This is a genomic window from Thermincola ferriacetica (assembly GCF_001263415.1).
In the GTDB taxonomy this organism is placed as follows: Bacteria; Bacillota; Thermincolia; order Thermincolales; family Thermincolaceae; genus Thermincola; species Thermincola ferriacetica.
Genome location: NZ_LGTE01000004.1, coordinates 1 through 13,786, shown reverse-complemented (window position 1 = coordinate 13,786; position 13,786 = coordinate 1). Strand labels below are relative to the sequence as shown.

Genomic DNA, 13,786 nt, shown 5'->3' with positions numbered 1-13,786 from the left:
AAGGGGGGTAGAAACATGCAGACCGAACTGTTCAAAACAGAGCAGGCGGACCGGGACCCTGTTCTGGAAATCCGGTACTCCGACCTAAACACCTGGGGCAACCCGAAATACGGCTGCCCCAGGCGGTTTTACAAGACCGTTATCGAGGGCATTGAACAGCCACCGTCCAGACCAAAAGAGCTCGGCGAGGCAACCCATACCGTGCTGTACGCCTTCCATAACGGCGTGCAGGACCTGGTTCCCGTGGCGCAGACGGAAATCCGGCGTCTGACCACCCTGTGTCAGGATGATATGGTGGAAATCATGTCCCTGGCCCGGCGGTTCATAAACAGCTATACTCCGCCGGAACTGGCCGAAGTGGTGCCGGAACGCCGCCTGAAAAGGGAGGTAATTCCAGGCTGCGTGGTAACCGGCCAGCCGGACTACGTGGAGATACCCGTATTCAGGGACGAGCCGGGCCGGATAATCGACTACAAGACCGGGTATGAGACCTATACCGTGGCCGGGACCATGCAGTTGAAAACATACTGCTGGCTCCTGGCCGGCGAACACGGGATCGACACCTGGGACGCAGAACTGCATTTCCTGCGTTATGACCGGGTGGAGAAAGGCAGGATAACCGCGGATGACCTCCGGGAAGCCGAGGACTGGCTGAAGAACTGCTTCACGGAGATAACCCGGAACCTTGACCAGGGCGAAGCCGGGTTCCCGCCCAACCCGAACCGTTACTGCAGCTACTGCCACGTCGCCGCCGACTGCCCGGCGGTCAAACGCCGGGACGGTATAGAAATTAAAGCGCCGGCAACCGAGGAGGACGCGAAAACCCTGGTCCAGGCCATGCTGGTCCTGGAGGCCCAGTTGGACACGGTAGTCGGCCACCTCAAGGACTGGGTGGAAAAGACCGGTGCCAACATAGTGACCGACGATGTGGAAGTCGGCTGGTTCAGGAATTCAGACAGCGTGGAGATCACCGACCTGCAGAAATACTACCACTTCCTGCAGCAGGCCGGGTACAACCCGTGGGAATTCCTGAAAGCAGACTGCAAAAAGCTAAAGCAGATACAGAATATCCTGCCCGAAGGCTTGGCGAAAACCAAGCCGGGGAGCAGGAGTTTCAAGTGGAAGAAGCTGTAATTTGAGGAGGAGTGCAAATATGCCGAAGATGTTAGAGATTGTCGTCCATAATTACTTGAATTTAGTCTTTGTTGAGACTTCAGATGGTATAACTATACTTCGCTTCTGTAATATTGATCCGGAAGAGATACAATCGCTTATGGCTGGACTCTGGGTCGAATATAGGCGTGAAGGTTATCCTATGGTTTTAATCGGAAAATAATGTAGATAATGTAAACTTCTCTGAAAACATTTAAATAGTTGGTTAAAATAGGAGGTTTAAATCCAATGTTCAAATGCTTAAAACAATTATTCAGATGGTCAAGAGGGCCGTCTGGGTTATTGACAAATGTAAAATGTTGGTTTTACTGTAAAATAATGAGTCATTTTTAAAGGAGGAGTGCAAATATGCCGAACTGGTGCGATACAGAAGTCATTTTTAGCGGCGCAGAAGAAAACCTGCGCCAATTTTACAATGATTTTCAGGAAGCCCTGAAAATCATAAAAGACGGTGATCCCGGTTGGATAGGCCGGCTGTTCATTTATAAGGGGATTGAACCCGAGCAGGAAAACATCTGGTGCCGCGGGTTTGTCCAGGCCCTGTCTTTTGAAGGCAGCGGAGACAACTGTTATGTCGTTCTGGTCTCCGACGACGCCTGGGCACCCATGTGGGGCGCATATGACAGGTTTGCGGAGATGTATGACCTGTCGTATGTCCTGAAGGCCGAAGAGCCGGGGCTCGAGGTGTATATTAACACAGACTCGGAAGGGCGGTTTTTCCCGGACAAATATGTTTTTGAATTCTACGGCGACCCAGGCGGCTCATACGAAATAGGGGACCGCAAACTAGGCGCGGTTTTCGAGGAACTTAAGGAAATCCGTTATTTCCAGAATTGGGACGAAATTCGCAGGGTAGTCAAGAAACATGGATTCCAGGGTATTGAAACCCTGGAAGATTTCAAGAAACTGGTAGAACAACACCGGGATAAAGGGGTGTTTTTCTACCAGTTTGAAGAATAAATCTACAAAGAAAGGGCGGTTTTTTATGGAAGAAAAAATGGTATGCCCCAAAAACCCGGGACATAACGAATTTTATACAACGGCGCATGAAGCCCATGACTGGAAAGTCGATGGGCACGGTAACTTTATTAAAGATCTTGGTTTATCAGAGTTTGTCCACCTGCCGTATCCTGGTGACGGCAACAAGTGGGTGTGCGCAATCTGCGGCAGTACAGCAGTACTTGTCCGCAAGTAAATACACCACCAGTTACACCCCGCCGGGATGGGGGAGAAAAAACATGCTCCCCCGCCAGGCAGGGGGAGTAATGGGAGGTTAAAATATGGTTGGCTTGTTTCTGAAAGAACGTGCCGAGCTATACGGCACGACAACCTTGATGGACAGCGAACTTCTGGCCTGCGCAGCCGGGCTGGAAATTGACACAGCACAGCGGGTGCTGGACGAATTGGGCGGCCTGAAAGGGCTGCGCAATGCCCATAATGCCCATACTGCACAGCTAACGATGCTGCCCGGAATAGGTCTGGGCAAGGCGCTGCAGATACAGGCTATCACAGAGCTTGCTGCGCGAATGTTGGCAGCCGGCACACCGCCGCAACCTGTCATAAAATCGCCCGAAGATGTGTTTCAGTTCATGGGGCCCAGGCTCCACGGGCTGGAAGAAGAACATATATATGTTCTTCTGCTAAACACAAAAAACAGGGTGCAGTCGGTTGAACTGATTGCCAAAGGCACTTTGGACGGCGTTGCCGTCCATCCGCGGGAAATCTACAAAACTGCAATCAGGAACTGTGCAGCGGCAATAATCATGGTACACAACCACCCCAGCGGCGACCCAAGTCCCAGCCCAGGCGACATTCAAATAACCTACAGGCTTGCAGAAGCAGGCAGGCTGCTGGGGATAGAACTGCTGGATCATGTTGTTGTAGGAGGCGACACGTATGTGTCGCTTAAACAGGAGGGGATGTTTTGATGGCACAAATGTTAATGGATGCGCCAGACGAATTAAGAAATTTTCTGGTTTCACGTTTGATACATATTGTTCACTCCACATTTCTTAACGATGAAGAAGAAATAATAAAAGCAAAGAATGAAATGAAATTAAAATGTCCAATACTAACAGACGATATAATTGATAAAGCTGTTACTTTGAACATCAATAAACATACCGATCCCATATTAATCGTAGAGAAATGGTTAAAGGGGGATTCACAAAAAAACTAATTTACAAAAGACTTCGGTATCTGGTATAATATACCTGTACCAAAGTCTTTTTGCGTTTTGTGAAGTTTTCTCTTTTGTTTCCCGCACAGCGCGGGGGACCAGGTTTTATTAAAACAAGACTCAAAGGGGTATGTATGTCACTTTATAAAGTGCTGCATACCCCTTTTTATTTTGCCTGCCGGGAACTACTGGCAGGCTGTATATTTTACAAAATATAAAAAAAGGGGGAATGACAAATGCCATGTGATGCAGTGGCAACGCTCACCGCAAAGGTGAGCGAGAACCTCACCAAAGAAGTCCTGGAAAGCGAGAAGGCGGCCCAGGCGGTGCTACAGTACCTCCGACAGAAAGGGTATGTCGTAACCATGTCCCGGCGCAGGGACCTGCTGGAGTTTGACCTGGGCGGCTACCGGGCCGTGCAGATCAGCAACGGCAGGGTCTATGCCCAGGGCCTGGCTGCAACGGAGACGGAAACGCTGCTGCAGGACCTGACCCAGTTCGTCAAACAACTGGGCGGCGTGCTGCTGCAGCAGAAAGTAGCCCAGGCGGTAGCCAAACACTATCGCCCGGAATCCCAGCAGTACGCGCCGAACGGGAGCCTGGTGCTGCGGGTAAATCTTTAGAGTGTAAATCTTTAGATTAGAAAGGAGGACCCAAACAATGCAAGCAAGGGTGGTAATCACCCCTGACGGGAAGGTGAGCATCTTCACCGAACAGGGGACCTTTGAGCAGGGTAAGGAGCGTATTGAGAAGCTCCTTAAAAACCTTGGTCTGGAGGGTATAGAGTTCGACGAGGTAGGCGAAGTCGAACAGCACCGCCACGACCGCGAACATGCCCACGCACACCAGCACGTGCATGGGCATGAATAAGAACAGGGCACGCAAAAGCGTGCCCTAAAAAACTGAATAGTATTGGGTTTGGTGGTATAGCCCTGACGCAACCTTTCTTGCCACACATCATGGGGGTGTGAGTGGTGAAGAAAGGGGGTGATGCCGATGAACCTGATACAGTTGATCACCGCAGCAATCGTCCTGATAACGAAACCTGATAACGAAAGTAGTAGAACTCGGCATCACCTGCCAGAAAAAGAAGAATCGTTAGGCATATAACCCTAACGAAACAAAACATTAACCACTACTTAAAAAACCACCCGCCCCCTAGAGCAGGTTTGATTATATTATACCCTGCTGCGGGGAGAAAATCAACCTAATCAAAAGGAGGAATCAAAAAATGAGCGAAACTCAATATCCTGCCGAGGAGCAATATCCCGCCTGGGTGGAGCAGTGGATTAAATACTTCCAGGCGGGCGTGGCCCACGGGTTTTTGTTACACGGAAACGTGTTCGACTACGTGTACGAAAACCTGACCCTGCGGTCCCTGTTGAGCCAGCTTCTGGCCAACCGGGACGTAATAGCGTTCTATAACCGCGCCGAGGGCATCACCTTTGCCCTGCCGGACATGGAACGCAAATTCAAAAAGGCCCTCGGGCTGGAGCCTGTCGCAAGCAACCCGGCCCTGGATGCCCTGCGCATGGTGGACGGCCTGCCGGGTGTTGGCGCGGGCATGGACCTGCCGCGCGACCCTCGCCAGGCGCTGCCCATGCTGGAACGCGCACTGAAATTCCGCGAAACCGACGAGGACGGGGAACCTCTCATGCGGTTTGTCCTGATCATGGACTTCGTGGAAACCATCGCGCCGGCCAGCGACATCTCCACAATGTCGCTGGAGGACCGGGTAAACCTGATCACCGTCCAGCGTTGGGGCCGGGACCGCGAAATTGCCCTCACGGGCAACCTCTTTTTCCTGGTGACTGCCAGCGAGACGGACGTGCACCCGTCCATCCGCGCGGCCAGCACCGGCATAATCCCGATCCATGTCCCGCCGCCCGATGACGCGGATCGGTTGGAATTCATCGAGTTTCTGTTCCGTGACGACGTGAACGTCAAGGGAACAAAGCTCGGCGTCACAAAACAGCAGTTTGCCAACCTGACCGCGGGCCTGGGCCGGGTCCACCTGGAGGACATCAAGCTCCGGGCCGACCTGGAGAGGCAGCCGGTGACGGAAGAACTGATCAGGGAGCGCCGGCACTCCATCCTGGTGTCGGAATACGGTGAAGTCCTCGAAACCCCGGAACCGCGGTTCGGGTACGAGGCCGTTGCCGGCCACGCCAAGGCCAAGGAACTGTTTATAAAGAATGTCATCAACCCCATGAAAACGGGCAACAAAAAACGCTGCCCCATGGGCGTGCTGATGACAGGGCCTGCGGGCACCGGCAAGACCATGTTCGCCCTTGCAACCGCAAGGGAAGCCGGCGTCAACTTCGTCAAACTGAACCCCTCCCGGATTCTGGGCCAGTACGTGGGGAATTCCGAAAGGAACTTCGCCAAGGCCCTGGAAGGGGTTAAGACCATGAAGCCCTGTATATTATTTATCGACGAGATCGACCAGGCGTTCAGCCGGTCCCAGGGCACGACTGGGGTGGATTCCAACCTGTTTAAGATGTTCCTGGAATTCGCCAGCGACACGTCGCACCGGGGCGAAATCGTGATCCTGGCCGCCACCAACCGGCCCGACCTGCTGGACGCGGCCATAAAACGCCCGGGCCGGCTGGACAAAAAGATCGCGTTCCTCCCGCCCGACAGCGACGAGGAACGTATAGAAGTGTTTAAGACGCTGTTTAAAACAGAAGGCGTCAAAACCTCTGTAAGCGACAGCATCTACAAAGAGATCGGCACCAAAAGCGCCGGGTACACCCAGGCGGAGATCAGCGCGGTGGTGTACAAGGCTGTCGAACTGATGGAGGACCGCAGCAGAGGCGAAGTGGACGATGAAATTCTGACCCACGCCTTTGACTGCATTGTGCCCACAACGCAGGACATAGAGTTCATGTCGAATATTGCGTTGCTGGAGTGCAATGACAAGGACCTCCTGCCGCCGGCGTACCAGGCCAGACTGAGCCGTAAGTTCCGCAACGAGGCCGCAAAACAGATCAAGGATGCCGCGGCCTATCAGCGGACGCAGAGAAGTCTGTAAAAGGGAAGGGGTAGCCCCTTCCCTTTGAAATTAAAAACAAGGAGGATGAAGTGATGAAAAAAGTAGTATATGATAAATGGCATAAAGCACCGGAAGAAGCTAGGCTTGTAGATTATGACGCTTTCGAAGAATTAGCAGAGAAATATTTAAAAACACAACAGGTTTTAAAACAGATTTTTGAGTTGTTAGAGGAACACCAGCCGCCTTGGTATTTGCGAAAACATTATAACCTTATACATGAAGTATTGGAATAAACCTACAAACAAAGGAGGGTTCAGCATGGAAATCATTCTGGTTGCTGATAAATGCTATCCCTATATCGCAAAATGCAAATGCAAAAACTGCGGGAGGCAGTTTCTTGCAGAGTACAGCGATGGTGGGATAAGGTTTTTCGGAAATGTTTGCGAATGCAAAGAAGATTACGTTCCGGCAGAAGGATACCCCTCCTACTTGGAGTGGAAAGAAGTAAGACGAAAGCAAAAATAAAAGGGAAGGGGGTAACCCCTTCCCCTTGAAATTAAAAGCAAGGAGGAAAATATTATGGGCTTTTACAGAGATATAGTGCGAACTGCACGGAAAGAACATAAATGCGATGTTTGCCACGGGATAATCAAGGCAGGCGAAAAATACCACGACAAAGCTGGAAACGAAGGTTGCGAAGGTAACGTTTGGTATAGCAAGGAATGTGAGGCTTGTCAAATTGTAATAAATGAATTCATGAAGTCAGACTATGCAGATGAAGGATACTGCGATGAATATATTGAAGAGTGGTGGCGTGATGAAAAATGCCCTACTTGCAAGCATTATTTTCTACCATGCAAACCCGATGAATGGTGCAAAGAACATTTCCATATAGGGATAGAAAGCGCCCTTGAATGTCCTGAACGTACAAAATATGGAACGTGCGAAGCTGGAGATACCTGCGATGAAATGACACATTATTGCAGGTGTGAACGGTATGAGAAAGTGGATTAAGAAAGGGAGGAAAGCACATGAAAAAGCACATGAAGCCGATAATTTTTAAAACTGACATGGTTCGGGCGATACTGGACGGACGGAAAACGCAGACAAGAAGGGTTGTAAAAATAAACAGACAGCCTATTACAAGTCCTGAGGAACATCTTGAGCTGTCCGAAGAAGGTGTAACATACTACTCCGTAAATTCAATGAGTGGGTATTATAAACCACCTTACCAACCCGGCGACATCCTTTGGGTGAGGGAAACATGGGCAGGTAATGGCTATATTGATGGGAAACAACTTTTCGTTTACAAAGCAGACCTGGACGAATGCGGCAGGATAGATTCTGAAAATCTTGATGAAATAGATATAAAATGGCGACCCGCAATCCACATGCCCCGCGAAGCCGCCAGACTGTTCCTGCGGGTTGTTGATGTTAGGGTGGAACGGCTGCAGGATATAACGGAAGAAGGGGCAAAAGCGGAAGGGGTTGTGCCTTTTAAAAAAGACTCGGAATGTGACTGCTGGTCAGACGGGTTGTACCGAACAGCGTTCCAGTATATGTGGAATGAAATGTATGGCTGGAATCCTAATTCATGGGACACAAACCCTTGGACATGGGTGATTCAGTTTGAACGTGTGCATGGATTAGCCAATACCATGCCCCTGACCCCAGTCGAAAGCTAATAAGGAGGGACGAAAAGATGAACACACTCCGGTTACAACAGCGCCGGGCTTTAAAAAACGTGGTACTCCGCCGCAAAAACAGAGGGGTGACCTATAACGCCCTGCAGCGCTATATATCATCCCATGCCGGGAGATTCCCCTGCAACGCGGATTACTGCCGGGCGCTGCTGCGGGGATTGAAAAAACTGTTTAAAAAAGGGGGAATCCAAGAATGAGTGTGCCAAGGCGAATCAATGAATTCATAGGTGAAGATATTTTCGCCAAATGGTGCAAAATGGCGGGACTATCGGAAAAGGACATGCTGTTGGCTGAATTCGCCGTTGCAAATTACGCCGTAACCCAATTTGACAGGCCGGGCGAAGAATACATTGTCGGAATCAATGTTCATATTTTCGAGGACGAAGATGGCTGCATAATGTGCCGGACAGGAAACGACTATTTCGGCTATGTCGAGCAGTTGGGCTGCGTGCTGGTACCGAGGCTCCGGGATGCCTGCGGGAAGTGCAGGTGCGGTGAAAAAAGAAGGCGCAGCGAAAAAATCAGCGAAGAAATAAAGAAATAAAGAAAGGAGCAGAAAAACATTGACAAAAAGCAGATCCAGATACATGCGCGAATGGCGCAGACAGCGCATTGCGCAAGGCATTTGCCCTGAATGTGGCGGCCAACTGGACATAAAGCCCGACGGAAGGTTTTACGCTGCCTGCAGGAGCTGCAGGGAACAAAAGAACCAATATCTCAGCTTGTGGCGGCGGGAAAACCCGGAGTACAACCGCCGGTACTGGCAGGAGTACAAGAGAAGAACAAAAGAGGGGAAATAACCCCCTCTTTTTTGTTTGGCCGGCCAGCCGCCTGCCAAACATCTTGACAAAACCTGGCATAAACCTGTAAACTATAAATGTAACATAAGTTTTGTTGTTTGTCTTGAAGTTTTCTTTTTCACCCGACCATGGGAAAGTTTTATATTCACAACCAAAGGGGTACGTATTGCGTTTTTTAAGAAAACCGATGCGTGCCCCTTTTTATATTTTTAGCCCGCTTGGGCCCAAAAACTCAATAATCTCAAGGGGAAAACAAAAGGGACAGTGTTAAAAGCGCTGTCCTTTTTAATTTTACAAACAAAACCAAAGGAGGGACAAAAACATGGATAAACCAAAACTGACCCGCCTGCTGTACGTCTATACGCACTCAGGCGAGGAAACAAAGCAGTACATCAGGGACCGGCTTGTGCGGGAGAGGGTAACCGTGACAGAACTGCTCGATGCTTCTGATCTGTTGCCGCTACCCGCCAAAATGTTCCTGCCGCTGTCAGACCTGATAAACTGCGTAAACACCAATAAAAGAAAGGGGGCTGTCGGCTGATGGAAACAACCTACGAAGTATGCCCGCACTGTATGCGGGAAGTGGAAATCCCTGCAGATGCAAAGTCCCTGTGCCCGTCCTGCGGCAGGGAAATACTGCCCTGCTCGACATGCTACGACCACCTGCCGGGTTTTCAGAATTGCAACTGGACACAAGAAAACGGCTGCTGGAGGTTTCCGGCAGCAAAAAAGGGGGGCAAAACATGAACAGCGTTAACAAAGAGATCGACAAAATCCTTGCTGATGCCAGCCAAAAGTACCAGGGTTTCGGCGAACTGACCGCCGAGACCAAGGCAAAGCTGGCTAAAAAATTGGGTGTGGACCCGGACAGCATCCAGGCCAGGCGTCACTTTTTCACCCTGGAACTGTGCCGGGAAGGAGTGCTGATAGACCTGGACATCGGCTACTGCCGCGGCCATGTCCGGGCCTCCGCCTCGGATTTCGGGCTGGACAACCCGACCGAGGAGGAAAAGGAAGTATGGGAAAAACGGGTACTGTCATTCGGCACCATCTCCGTCCTGCCGGCGGATGTTTCAAGAAAACTTGTTTCCGTAGAACGCCGGGCCAGAGACTATTTGGACGAACACAGCTACAAAAGCCCCTGGGGCAGGTACGTGCACTACAAGCTGTTTAACGAAGTGTACGGTTACCTGCTTGACCGGCAGGAGGAGTTCAAGCAACTAATCAGCGAGATCACCGACGAAACCACATACACAAAAATGAAGTTGGACTTCTATAATGATTGCGTTTCCTTAGCCCGGTCCGCGTACCGCCGGGTTTACAACCTGCCGCAGGACGCGCCGGTCCCGGATGATTTTATCGAAGCCTTCGTGGCCGGAAAAGAGCCGGCTTTCCCCAGCCTCGAGCGGCTGCAAAAGTCCTACTTCGCCGTCCGGCTTGAAATGGTCCCGACGGCGGCCATGCTGGAAGCGGACGAGCAGGTCCGGCTGCTGGTTGAAAAGACCGGCGAACTGCAGCGCCGTGAACTTGAACTGCGTGAAGCTGAACTTACGGAGCAGGAACGCCTCAGGCAGCGGCAGGAGGAGGAAAAAATGGCCATGTATCGGGCCGTGCTCCAGCAGCAGCAGGAGAACCTCTCCCGCACGCTGGACAGCTTCAGCAGCGGCATCGCGGCCCAGCTTCACGGCCTGGTCTACGACTTTGCGGTGAACGTCCTGGAGAGCCTGCGGAAAAACGACGACAAGCTCGTAGGCAAGTCGGCGCAAAAAATCCGCAATCATATCCAGAAAATCAAGAACCTCAACATCCTAGGCGACCAGGACATAGAGCGGGCCATAGAGGAGATAGAAAGTTTTATGAACCTCAAGCCCGCGAAAAGGGACACCGATGACCTGGCCAGAGTCCTGCGGGACATCGCCACCATCAACCGCAAGGTTCTGCTGGACCTGGGCGAGACACCGCGGTCCGGGCGCATGGTTGGCATTGCCGATGTCGTGACCGACGAGGCCGTGCGCCGGATCAGGGACAGGGCCATTGCCAGGACATATGTGAAACCCGTAGCTGCTGCGCCGCGCCAGGTGCGTGTCAGCGCTGCCGAGACCAAAATAGAAGCGGCGGCGCTGTAGAAAAAAAGGGGGGTAAAAAATGAACACACCAGTATTTTGCCCGACCTGCTGCTGGTCGGGAACATACGGCGAAACCCGCGAGGGATACTGCCCGGTATGCACCGAGCGGGTGCTGGACGGGTATCCGCCGGAAGATTCAAGGAGGTAACCAAAAAGCCGGGTAAAAGCGATAATGCTTGCCCGGCTTTCTGTTCCCAAAACAGAAAATAAGGGGGAGTAAAAATGGAAAATTTAGTCAAGGAGTATAAAAAAGGCCACAAAATACTGCGAATTGTTTACGACGACAACCCGGAGAATCCGCGAGATTGGGATAATCTAGGAACAATGGTGTGTTTCCACCGCCGGTACAACCTGGGCGACCCGCATAACTACAGGGAACCCGACGACTTTCTGTTCGACCTGTTGGAGCAGACAGTCGGGGACACCGACAAGGCAGAGCGTTTTGTTAAAAAAATCTCCGACAGTATCAACAGGGAGTTATATCGGAGTTATGGCGCATATAAAAAAGCAGTTGACGATGAAATCATCGACATAATCCGCAAAAAGTTCATTATCCTGCCGCTGTACCTGTTAGATCACTCGGGTATTACTATCAGCACCAGTCCATTCTCCTGCCCCTGGGACAGCGGCCAGGTAGGCTGGATATATGTTTCCAAAGATGATGTCTGCGGCGTGTATGGGGTAAAACATATCACCCCGACGGTCAAAAGGTGGGCCATTGGTGTTTTGGAAGCTGAGGTAGAAGAATACGACATCTACCTCCGCGGCGAGGTATACGGCTACAAATTGTATCATATAGATGAAGCCAAACTCGAAGCCTACCTGAAGGCTGCCGGCCTGGAACGCGAAAACCTCAGCGACCGGGAACTGGAGCTTTTCCTGGTTGAAGAAGATAGCTGCTGGGGGTTCTTCGGGGACGATTTCCGGGCCAATGGGTTGCTGGAGTATGTTGGCAGGGAATGGGAAGGGGTGATATAAATGGATAAAAGAACGGACTCCGGACACTCCGGACTGATCTTTGAAAACGCCGTCAATATAGCCCTGAACGCAGGATATATGGCGGCACAAGGCAGGATACGGATTCCAGATGCCAAGGAATTTCCAATCACTGTACAGCAGTGGGCGGAGGAGTTTGAAATACAGTACGGTGAGCAGATAGAAAGTGAAGCAGGATATATTGGACTGATTGACAGTTTTTCGGAAAAAAACTGTTAGAACAGTATTCAACTGCCGCCCAAAAAAGGGGGAATAACAAATGCTAACAACCGACTACATTTACCGGCACTGGACGCTGGAAGATATATTCGGGGATGACGAAATGTTCTGCCCGGTGTGCGGGCAGAGCCGGTTTGTCAAGCTGGAACCCGGCGGTGGCGTCTGGTGCGAAGAATGTAACGCCAACTTCGTCATCAGGCATACCGCCGGCGACCCTGGCGTTGTGGTGGATTGTTTTACTGAACATGTCCAGGGGTATTATGTGCCGGAAGGCGCATACTTCTGGCAGGTGCTGAAGGACTGCAACGGCGGTCTGGACGACCGCATCCGGTGGTGCGCCCGGGTTAACGGAAAACTGGATTTTTCCGTAACCCGTGATAAGGTGGTTGGCGTTAAGCAATTCCAGTGCAAACAGTGCTGGAAATATTATTCAGAAGCAGATATGGTTGCAGTGGATTGGAACGATGGTTACAGAATCCATCAGGGTATCTGCAAGACCTGCCGTAAGGCAGGCAAAATTGTTGATAAATTTTAATGTAAAAGAGGGGGTACATATGATGATAAAGGTTATAAGGATTACAAAATGCCAGGAGTGTCCATACATGACTATTGTCCCAAATCCGTTAAATCCATCTTTAGGGTGTGCCATAAGCCGTTTAAAAGACGTAGATAAGGAAACAATTCCAGCATGGTGCCCACTAGAGTCTCTGGAGTTAGAACCATAAGCGGCACCAATTAAGGTGCCGCTTATGGTGAAAAAATTCGATAAGAGAAAGGGGAAATGAAAAAATGGTTAATTGTGAAAAGTGCAGGAATTATGAAACGGAAAAATGTATTTATTGCGAGCATTTTGATCGTGACTTGGATGATTATTACGAGCCTGACGAGGAACTGGCACAAAGAGAGGAAGAATTGCAAAAAGCACAGTTGGAAGCATGTGTTGTTGGAACTATGGAAACAGATGTGCCGGCAGAACTTGCAGATACAATTGCCAGGCTGACGCAGTTTACTGACCGGAAACATTTTAGGTTTCCTGCAGTGTATTGCGGCCAGGATGAGTTGATTGCCACTGACGGGGTGACATTAGTTAGGGTTCGTCAACACGTACCGGCACAACTGATTGATAAGTATGTGCTGGAAACAGGTCCTGGAACCGTCAAACTGGCAAAACATTATCCTGATAACATAATCCCAAAATGCCATGAATTTTTAAATATTGGCAAAAGTAATACAAAGTTTGTGGTCAAGTACGATGAAATATTCAACAAAGCGTCATTAGGATGGGGGCATATCGAACTCACATTTGCCGACTTAACTATAGCTTTTGACAAGGACAGGTTGTTAAAAGCATTGTCCTTACTTGATGGATGCCAGAGCATTAAGGTCTACTGGCCTGCGGAAAACATCCAGGCAGTGTTGTTTGAGGCAGGCAATACCGAAGTAGAAGTATTAGTAATGCCGGTAAGAACAAGAAGCTGACAACAGGGCACGCTATCGCGTGCCCTTTAAATGTTCGTCCGGCATGTCTGCTGAGCCGATGGGTTGAGAGAAACCCTGTCACCTAACCAGCGGGAAGACAACCTGTAGGCAAGGGC

General features: G+C 50.5%; 24 protein-coding genes. All 24 read left to right on the top strand.

Annotation, left to right across the window (positions count from 1 at the left end):
* The first annotated feature begins 15 nt into the window (after window positions 1-15).
* Entirely contained in the window at window positions 16-1,134 is a 1,119-nt protein-coding gene (locus Tfer_RS04205; protein ID WP_052217020.1) for a RecB family exonuclease, read from the top strand.
* A 19-nt stretch (window positions 1,135-1,153) separates the two neighbouring features.
* On the top strand, window positions 1,154-1,336 hold the full coding sequence (locus Tfer_RS04200) for a hypothetical protein (RefSeq protein ID WP_052217019.1): 183 nt from the start codon (window positions 1,154-1,156) through the stop codon (window positions 1,334-1,336).
* 185 nt (window positions 1,337-1,521) lie between these two features.
* Window positions 1,522-2,133, top strand: coding sequence for a hypothetical protein (locus tag Tfer_RS04195; protein WP_052217018.1), 612 nt, complete (start codon window positions 1,522-1,524; stop codon window positions 2,131-2,133).
* Window positions 2,134-2,158: 25 nt separating this feature from the next.
* On the top strand, window positions 2,159-2,368 hold the full coding sequence (locus Tfer_RS04190; RefSeq protein WP_152908962.1) for a hypothetical protein: 210 nt from the start codon (window positions 2,159-2,161) through the stop codon (window positions 2,366-2,368).
* Window positions 2,369-2,453: 85 nt separating this feature from the next.
* Entirely contained in the window at window positions 2,454-3,101 is a 648-nt protein-coding gene (radC, locus tag Tfer_RS04185; RefSeq protein WP_052217016.1) for a RadC family protein, read from the top strand.
* Window positions 3,098-3,352 carry a hypothetical protein gene (locus Tfer_RS04180; RefSeq protein WP_052217015.1) on the top strand — a complete coding sequence of 85 codons (255 nt, stop codon included), beginning with the start codon at window positions 3,098-3,100 and terminating at the stop codon, window positions 3,350-3,352. The genes radC and Tfer_RS04180 overlap by 4 nt, the downstream gene beginning before the upstream one ends.
* Window positions 3,353-3,678: 326 nt before the next feature.
* Window positions 3,679-3,975 carry a hypothetical protein gene (locus tag Tfer_RS04175; RefSeq protein ID WP_152908961.1) on the top strand — a complete coding sequence of 99 codons (297 nt, stop codon included), beginning with the start codon at window positions 3,679-3,681 and terminating at the stop codon, window positions 3,973-3,975.
* A 37-nt stretch (window positions 3,976-4,012) separates the two neighbouring features.
* Entirely contained in the window at window positions 4,013-4,222 is a 210-nt protein-coding gene (locus Tfer_RS04170) for a hypothetical protein (protein WP_052217013.1), read from the top strand.
* A gap of 361 nt (window positions 4,223-4,583) precedes the next feature.
* Window positions 4,584-6,386, top strand: coding sequence for an AAA family ATPase (locus Tfer_RS04165; protein ID WP_052217012.1), 1,803 nt, complete (start codon window positions 4,584-4,586; stop codon window positions 6,384-6,386).
* Between the two features lie 53 nt (window positions 6,387-6,439).
* On the top strand, window positions 6,440-6,640 hold the full coding sequence (locus tag Tfer_RS04160) for a hypothetical protein (protein WP_052217011.1): 201 nt from the start codon (window positions 6,440-6,442) through the stop codon (window positions 6,638-6,640).
* A 25-nt stretch (window positions 6,641-6,665) separates the two neighbouring features.
* A complete protein-coding gene (locus Tfer_RS04155; protein ID WP_052217010.1) occupies window positions 6,666-6,872 on the top strand; it encodes a hypothetical protein in 207 nt (68 codons plus the stop codon).
* A 54-nt stretch (window positions 6,873-6,926) separates the two neighbouring features.
* Entirely contained in the window at window positions 6,927-7,361 is a 435-nt protein-coding gene (locus tag Tfer_RS04150; RefSeq protein WP_052217009.1) for a hypothetical protein, read from the top strand.
* A gap of 17 nt (window positions 7,362-7,378) precedes the next feature.
* A complete protein-coding gene (locus Tfer_RS04145; RefSeq protein ID WP_052217008.1) occupies window positions 7,379-8,032 on the top strand; it encodes a hypothetical protein in 654 nt (217 codons plus the stop codon).
* A 17-nt stretch (window positions 8,033-8,049) separates the two neighbouring features.
* On the top strand, window positions 8,050-8,247 hold the full coding sequence (locus Tfer_RS04140) for a hypothetical protein (RefSeq protein WP_052217007.1): 198 nt from the start codon (window positions 8,050-8,052) through the stop codon (window positions 8,245-8,247).
* Window positions 8,244-8,594, top strand: a complete 351-nt coding sequence (locus Tfer_RS04135; protein WP_052217006.1) for a hypothetical protein — start codon at window positions 8,244-8,246, stop codon at window positions 8,592-8,594. The genes Tfer_RS04140 and Tfer_RS04135 overlap by 4 nt, the downstream gene beginning before the upstream one ends.
* 19 nt (window positions 8,595-8,613) lie before the next feature.
* Window positions 8,614-8,850 (top strand): hypothetical protein, encoded by a 237-nt coding sequence (locus Tfer_RS04130; RefSeq protein WP_052217005.1) that lies wholly within the window; start codon window positions 8,614-8,616, stop codon window positions 8,848-8,850.
* Between the two features lie 322 nt (window positions 8,851-9,172).
* Window positions 9,173-9,391 (top strand): hypothetical protein, encoded by a 219-nt coding sequence (locus Tfer_RS04120; protein WP_052217003.1) that lies wholly within the window; start codon window positions 9,173-9,175, stop codon window positions 9,389-9,391.
* On the top strand, window positions 9,391-9,597 hold the full coding sequence (locus Tfer_RS04115) for a hypothetical protein (protein ID WP_052217002.1): 207 nt from the start codon (window positions 9,391-9,393) through the stop codon (window positions 9,595-9,597). Before Tfer_RS04120 ends, Tfer_RS04115 begins: the two co-directional genes overlap by 1 nt.
* Window positions 9,594-10,976, top strand: coding sequence for a hypothetical protein (locus Tfer_RS04110; RefSeq protein ID WP_052217001.1), 1,383 nt, complete (start codon window positions 9,594-9,596; stop codon window positions 10,974-10,976). The genes Tfer_RS04115 and Tfer_RS04110 overlap by 4 nt, the downstream gene beginning before the upstream one ends.
* 19 nt (window positions 10,977-10,995) lie before the next feature.
* Entirely contained in the window at window positions 10,996-11,124 is a 129-nt protein-coding gene (locus tag Tfer_RS17080; protein WP_282432050.1) for a hypothetical protein, read from the top strand.
* Window positions 11,125-11,198: 74 nt separating this feature from the next.
* Window positions 11,199-11,954 carry a hypothetical protein gene (locus tag Tfer_RS04105; RefSeq protein WP_052217000.1) on the top strand — a complete coding sequence of 252 codons (756 nt, stop codon included), beginning with the start codon at window positions 11,199-11,201 and terminating at the stop codon, window positions 11,952-11,954.
* Window positions 11,955-12,191, top strand: a complete 237-nt coding sequence (locus Tfer_RS04100; RefSeq protein WP_052216999.1) for a hypothetical protein — start codon at window positions 11,955-11,957, stop codon at window positions 12,189-12,191.
* A gap of 40 nt (window positions 12,192-12,231) precedes the next feature.
* Window positions 12,232-12,726, top strand: coding sequence for a DUF7567 family protein (locus Tfer_RS04095; protein ID WP_052216998.1), 495 nt, complete (start codon window positions 12,232-12,234; stop codon window positions 12,724-12,726).
* A gap of 254 nt (window positions 12,727-12,980) precedes the next feature.
* Window positions 12,981-13,670, top strand: a complete 690-nt coding sequence (locus Tfer_RS04090; RefSeq protein ID WP_052216997.1) for a hypothetical protein — start codon at window positions 12,981-12,983, stop codon at window positions 13,668-13,670.
* The last annotated feature ends 116 nt before the right edge of the window (window positions 13,671-13,786 follow it).

What these genes read in the sequence shown, in the direction of transcription:
- Tfer_RS04205 (WP_052217020.1), top strand. Translation starts at nt 16, where the DNA reads ATGCAGACCGAACTGTTCAAAACAGAGCAGGCGGACCGGGACCCTGTT.
- Tfer_RS04200 (WP_052217019.1), top strand. Translation starts at nt 1,154, where the DNA reads ATGCCGAAGATGTTAGAGATTGTCGTCCATAATTACTTGAATTTAGTC.
- Tfer_RS04195 (WP_052217018.1), top strand. Translation starts at nt 1,522, where the DNA reads ATGCCGAACTGGTGCGATACAGAAGTCATTTTTAGCGGCGCAGAAGAA.
- Tfer_RS04190 (WP_152908962.1), top strand. Translation starts at nt 2,159, where the DNA reads ATGGAAGAAAAAATGGTATGCCCCAAAAACCCGGGACATAACGAATTT.
- radC (WP_052217016.1), top strand. Translation starts at nt 2,454, where the DNA reads ATGGTTGGCTTGTTTCTGAAAGAACGTGCCGAGCTATACGGCACGACA.
- Tfer_RS04170 (WP_052217013.1), top strand. Translation starts at nt 4,013, where the DNA reads ATGCAAGCAAGGGTGGTAATCACCCCTGACGGGAAGGTGAGCATCTTC.
- Tfer_RS04165 (WP_052217012.1), top strand. Translation starts at nt 4,584, where the DNA reads ATGAGCGAAACTCAATATCCTGCCGAGGAGCAATATCCCGCCTGGGTG.
- Tfer_RS04160 (WP_052217011.1), top strand. Translation starts at nt 6,440, where the DNA reads ATGAAAAAAGTAGTATATGATAAATGGCATAAAGCACCGGAAGAAGCT.
- Tfer_RS04155 (WP_052217010.1), top strand. Translation starts at nt 6,666, where the DNA reads ATGGAAATCATTCTGGTTGCTGATAAATGCTATCCCTATATCGCAAAA.
- Tfer_RS04150 (WP_052217009.1), top strand. Translation starts at nt 6,927, where the DNA reads ATGGGCTTTTACAGAGATATAGTGCGAACTGCACGGAAAGAACATAAA.
- Tfer_RS04145 (WP_052217008.1), top strand. Translation starts at nt 7,379, where the DNA reads ATGAAAAAGCACATGAAGCCGATAATTTTTAAAACTGACATGGTTCGG.
- Tfer_RS04140 (WP_052217007.1), top strand. Translation starts at nt 8,050, where the DNA reads ATGAACACACTCCGGTTACAACAGCGCCGGGCTTTAAAAAACGTGGTA.
- Tfer_RS04135 (WP_052217006.1), top strand. Translation starts at nt 8,244, where the DNA reads ATGAGTGTGCCAAGGCGAATCAATGAATTCATAGGTGAAGATATTTTC.
- Tfer_RS04120 (WP_052217003.1), top strand. Translation starts at nt 9,173, where the DNA reads ATGGATAAACCAAAACTGACCCGCCTGCTGTACGTCTATACGCACTCA.
- Tfer_RS04115 (WP_052217002.1), top strand. Translation starts at nt 9,391, where the DNA reads ATGGAAACAACCTACGAAGTATGCCCGCACTGTATGCGGGAAGTGGAA.
- Tfer_RS04110 (WP_052217001.1), top strand. Translation starts at nt 9,594, where the DNA reads ATGAACAGCGTTAACAAAGAGATCGACAAAATCCTTGCTGATGCCAGC.
- Tfer_RS17080 (WP_282432050.1), top strand. Translation starts at nt 10,996, where the DNA reads ATGAACACACCAGTATTTTGCCCGACCTGCTGCTGGTCGGGAACATAC.
- Tfer_RS04105 (WP_052217000.1), top strand. Translation starts at nt 11,199, where the DNA reads ATGGAAAATTTAGTCAAGGAGTATAAAAAAGGCCACAAAATACTGCGA.
- Tfer_RS04100 (WP_052216999.1), top strand. Translation starts at nt 11,955, where the DNA reads ATGGATAAAAGAACGGACTCCGGACACTCCGGACTGATCTTTGAAAAC.
- Tfer_RS04095 (WP_052216998.1), top strand. Translation starts at nt 12,232, where the DNA reads ATGCTAACAACCGACTACATTTACCGGCACTGGACGCTGGAAGATATA.
- Tfer_RS04090 (WP_052216997.1), top strand. Translation starts at nt 12,981, where the DNA reads ATGGTTAATTGTGAAAAGTGCAGGAATTATGAAACGGAAAAATGTATT.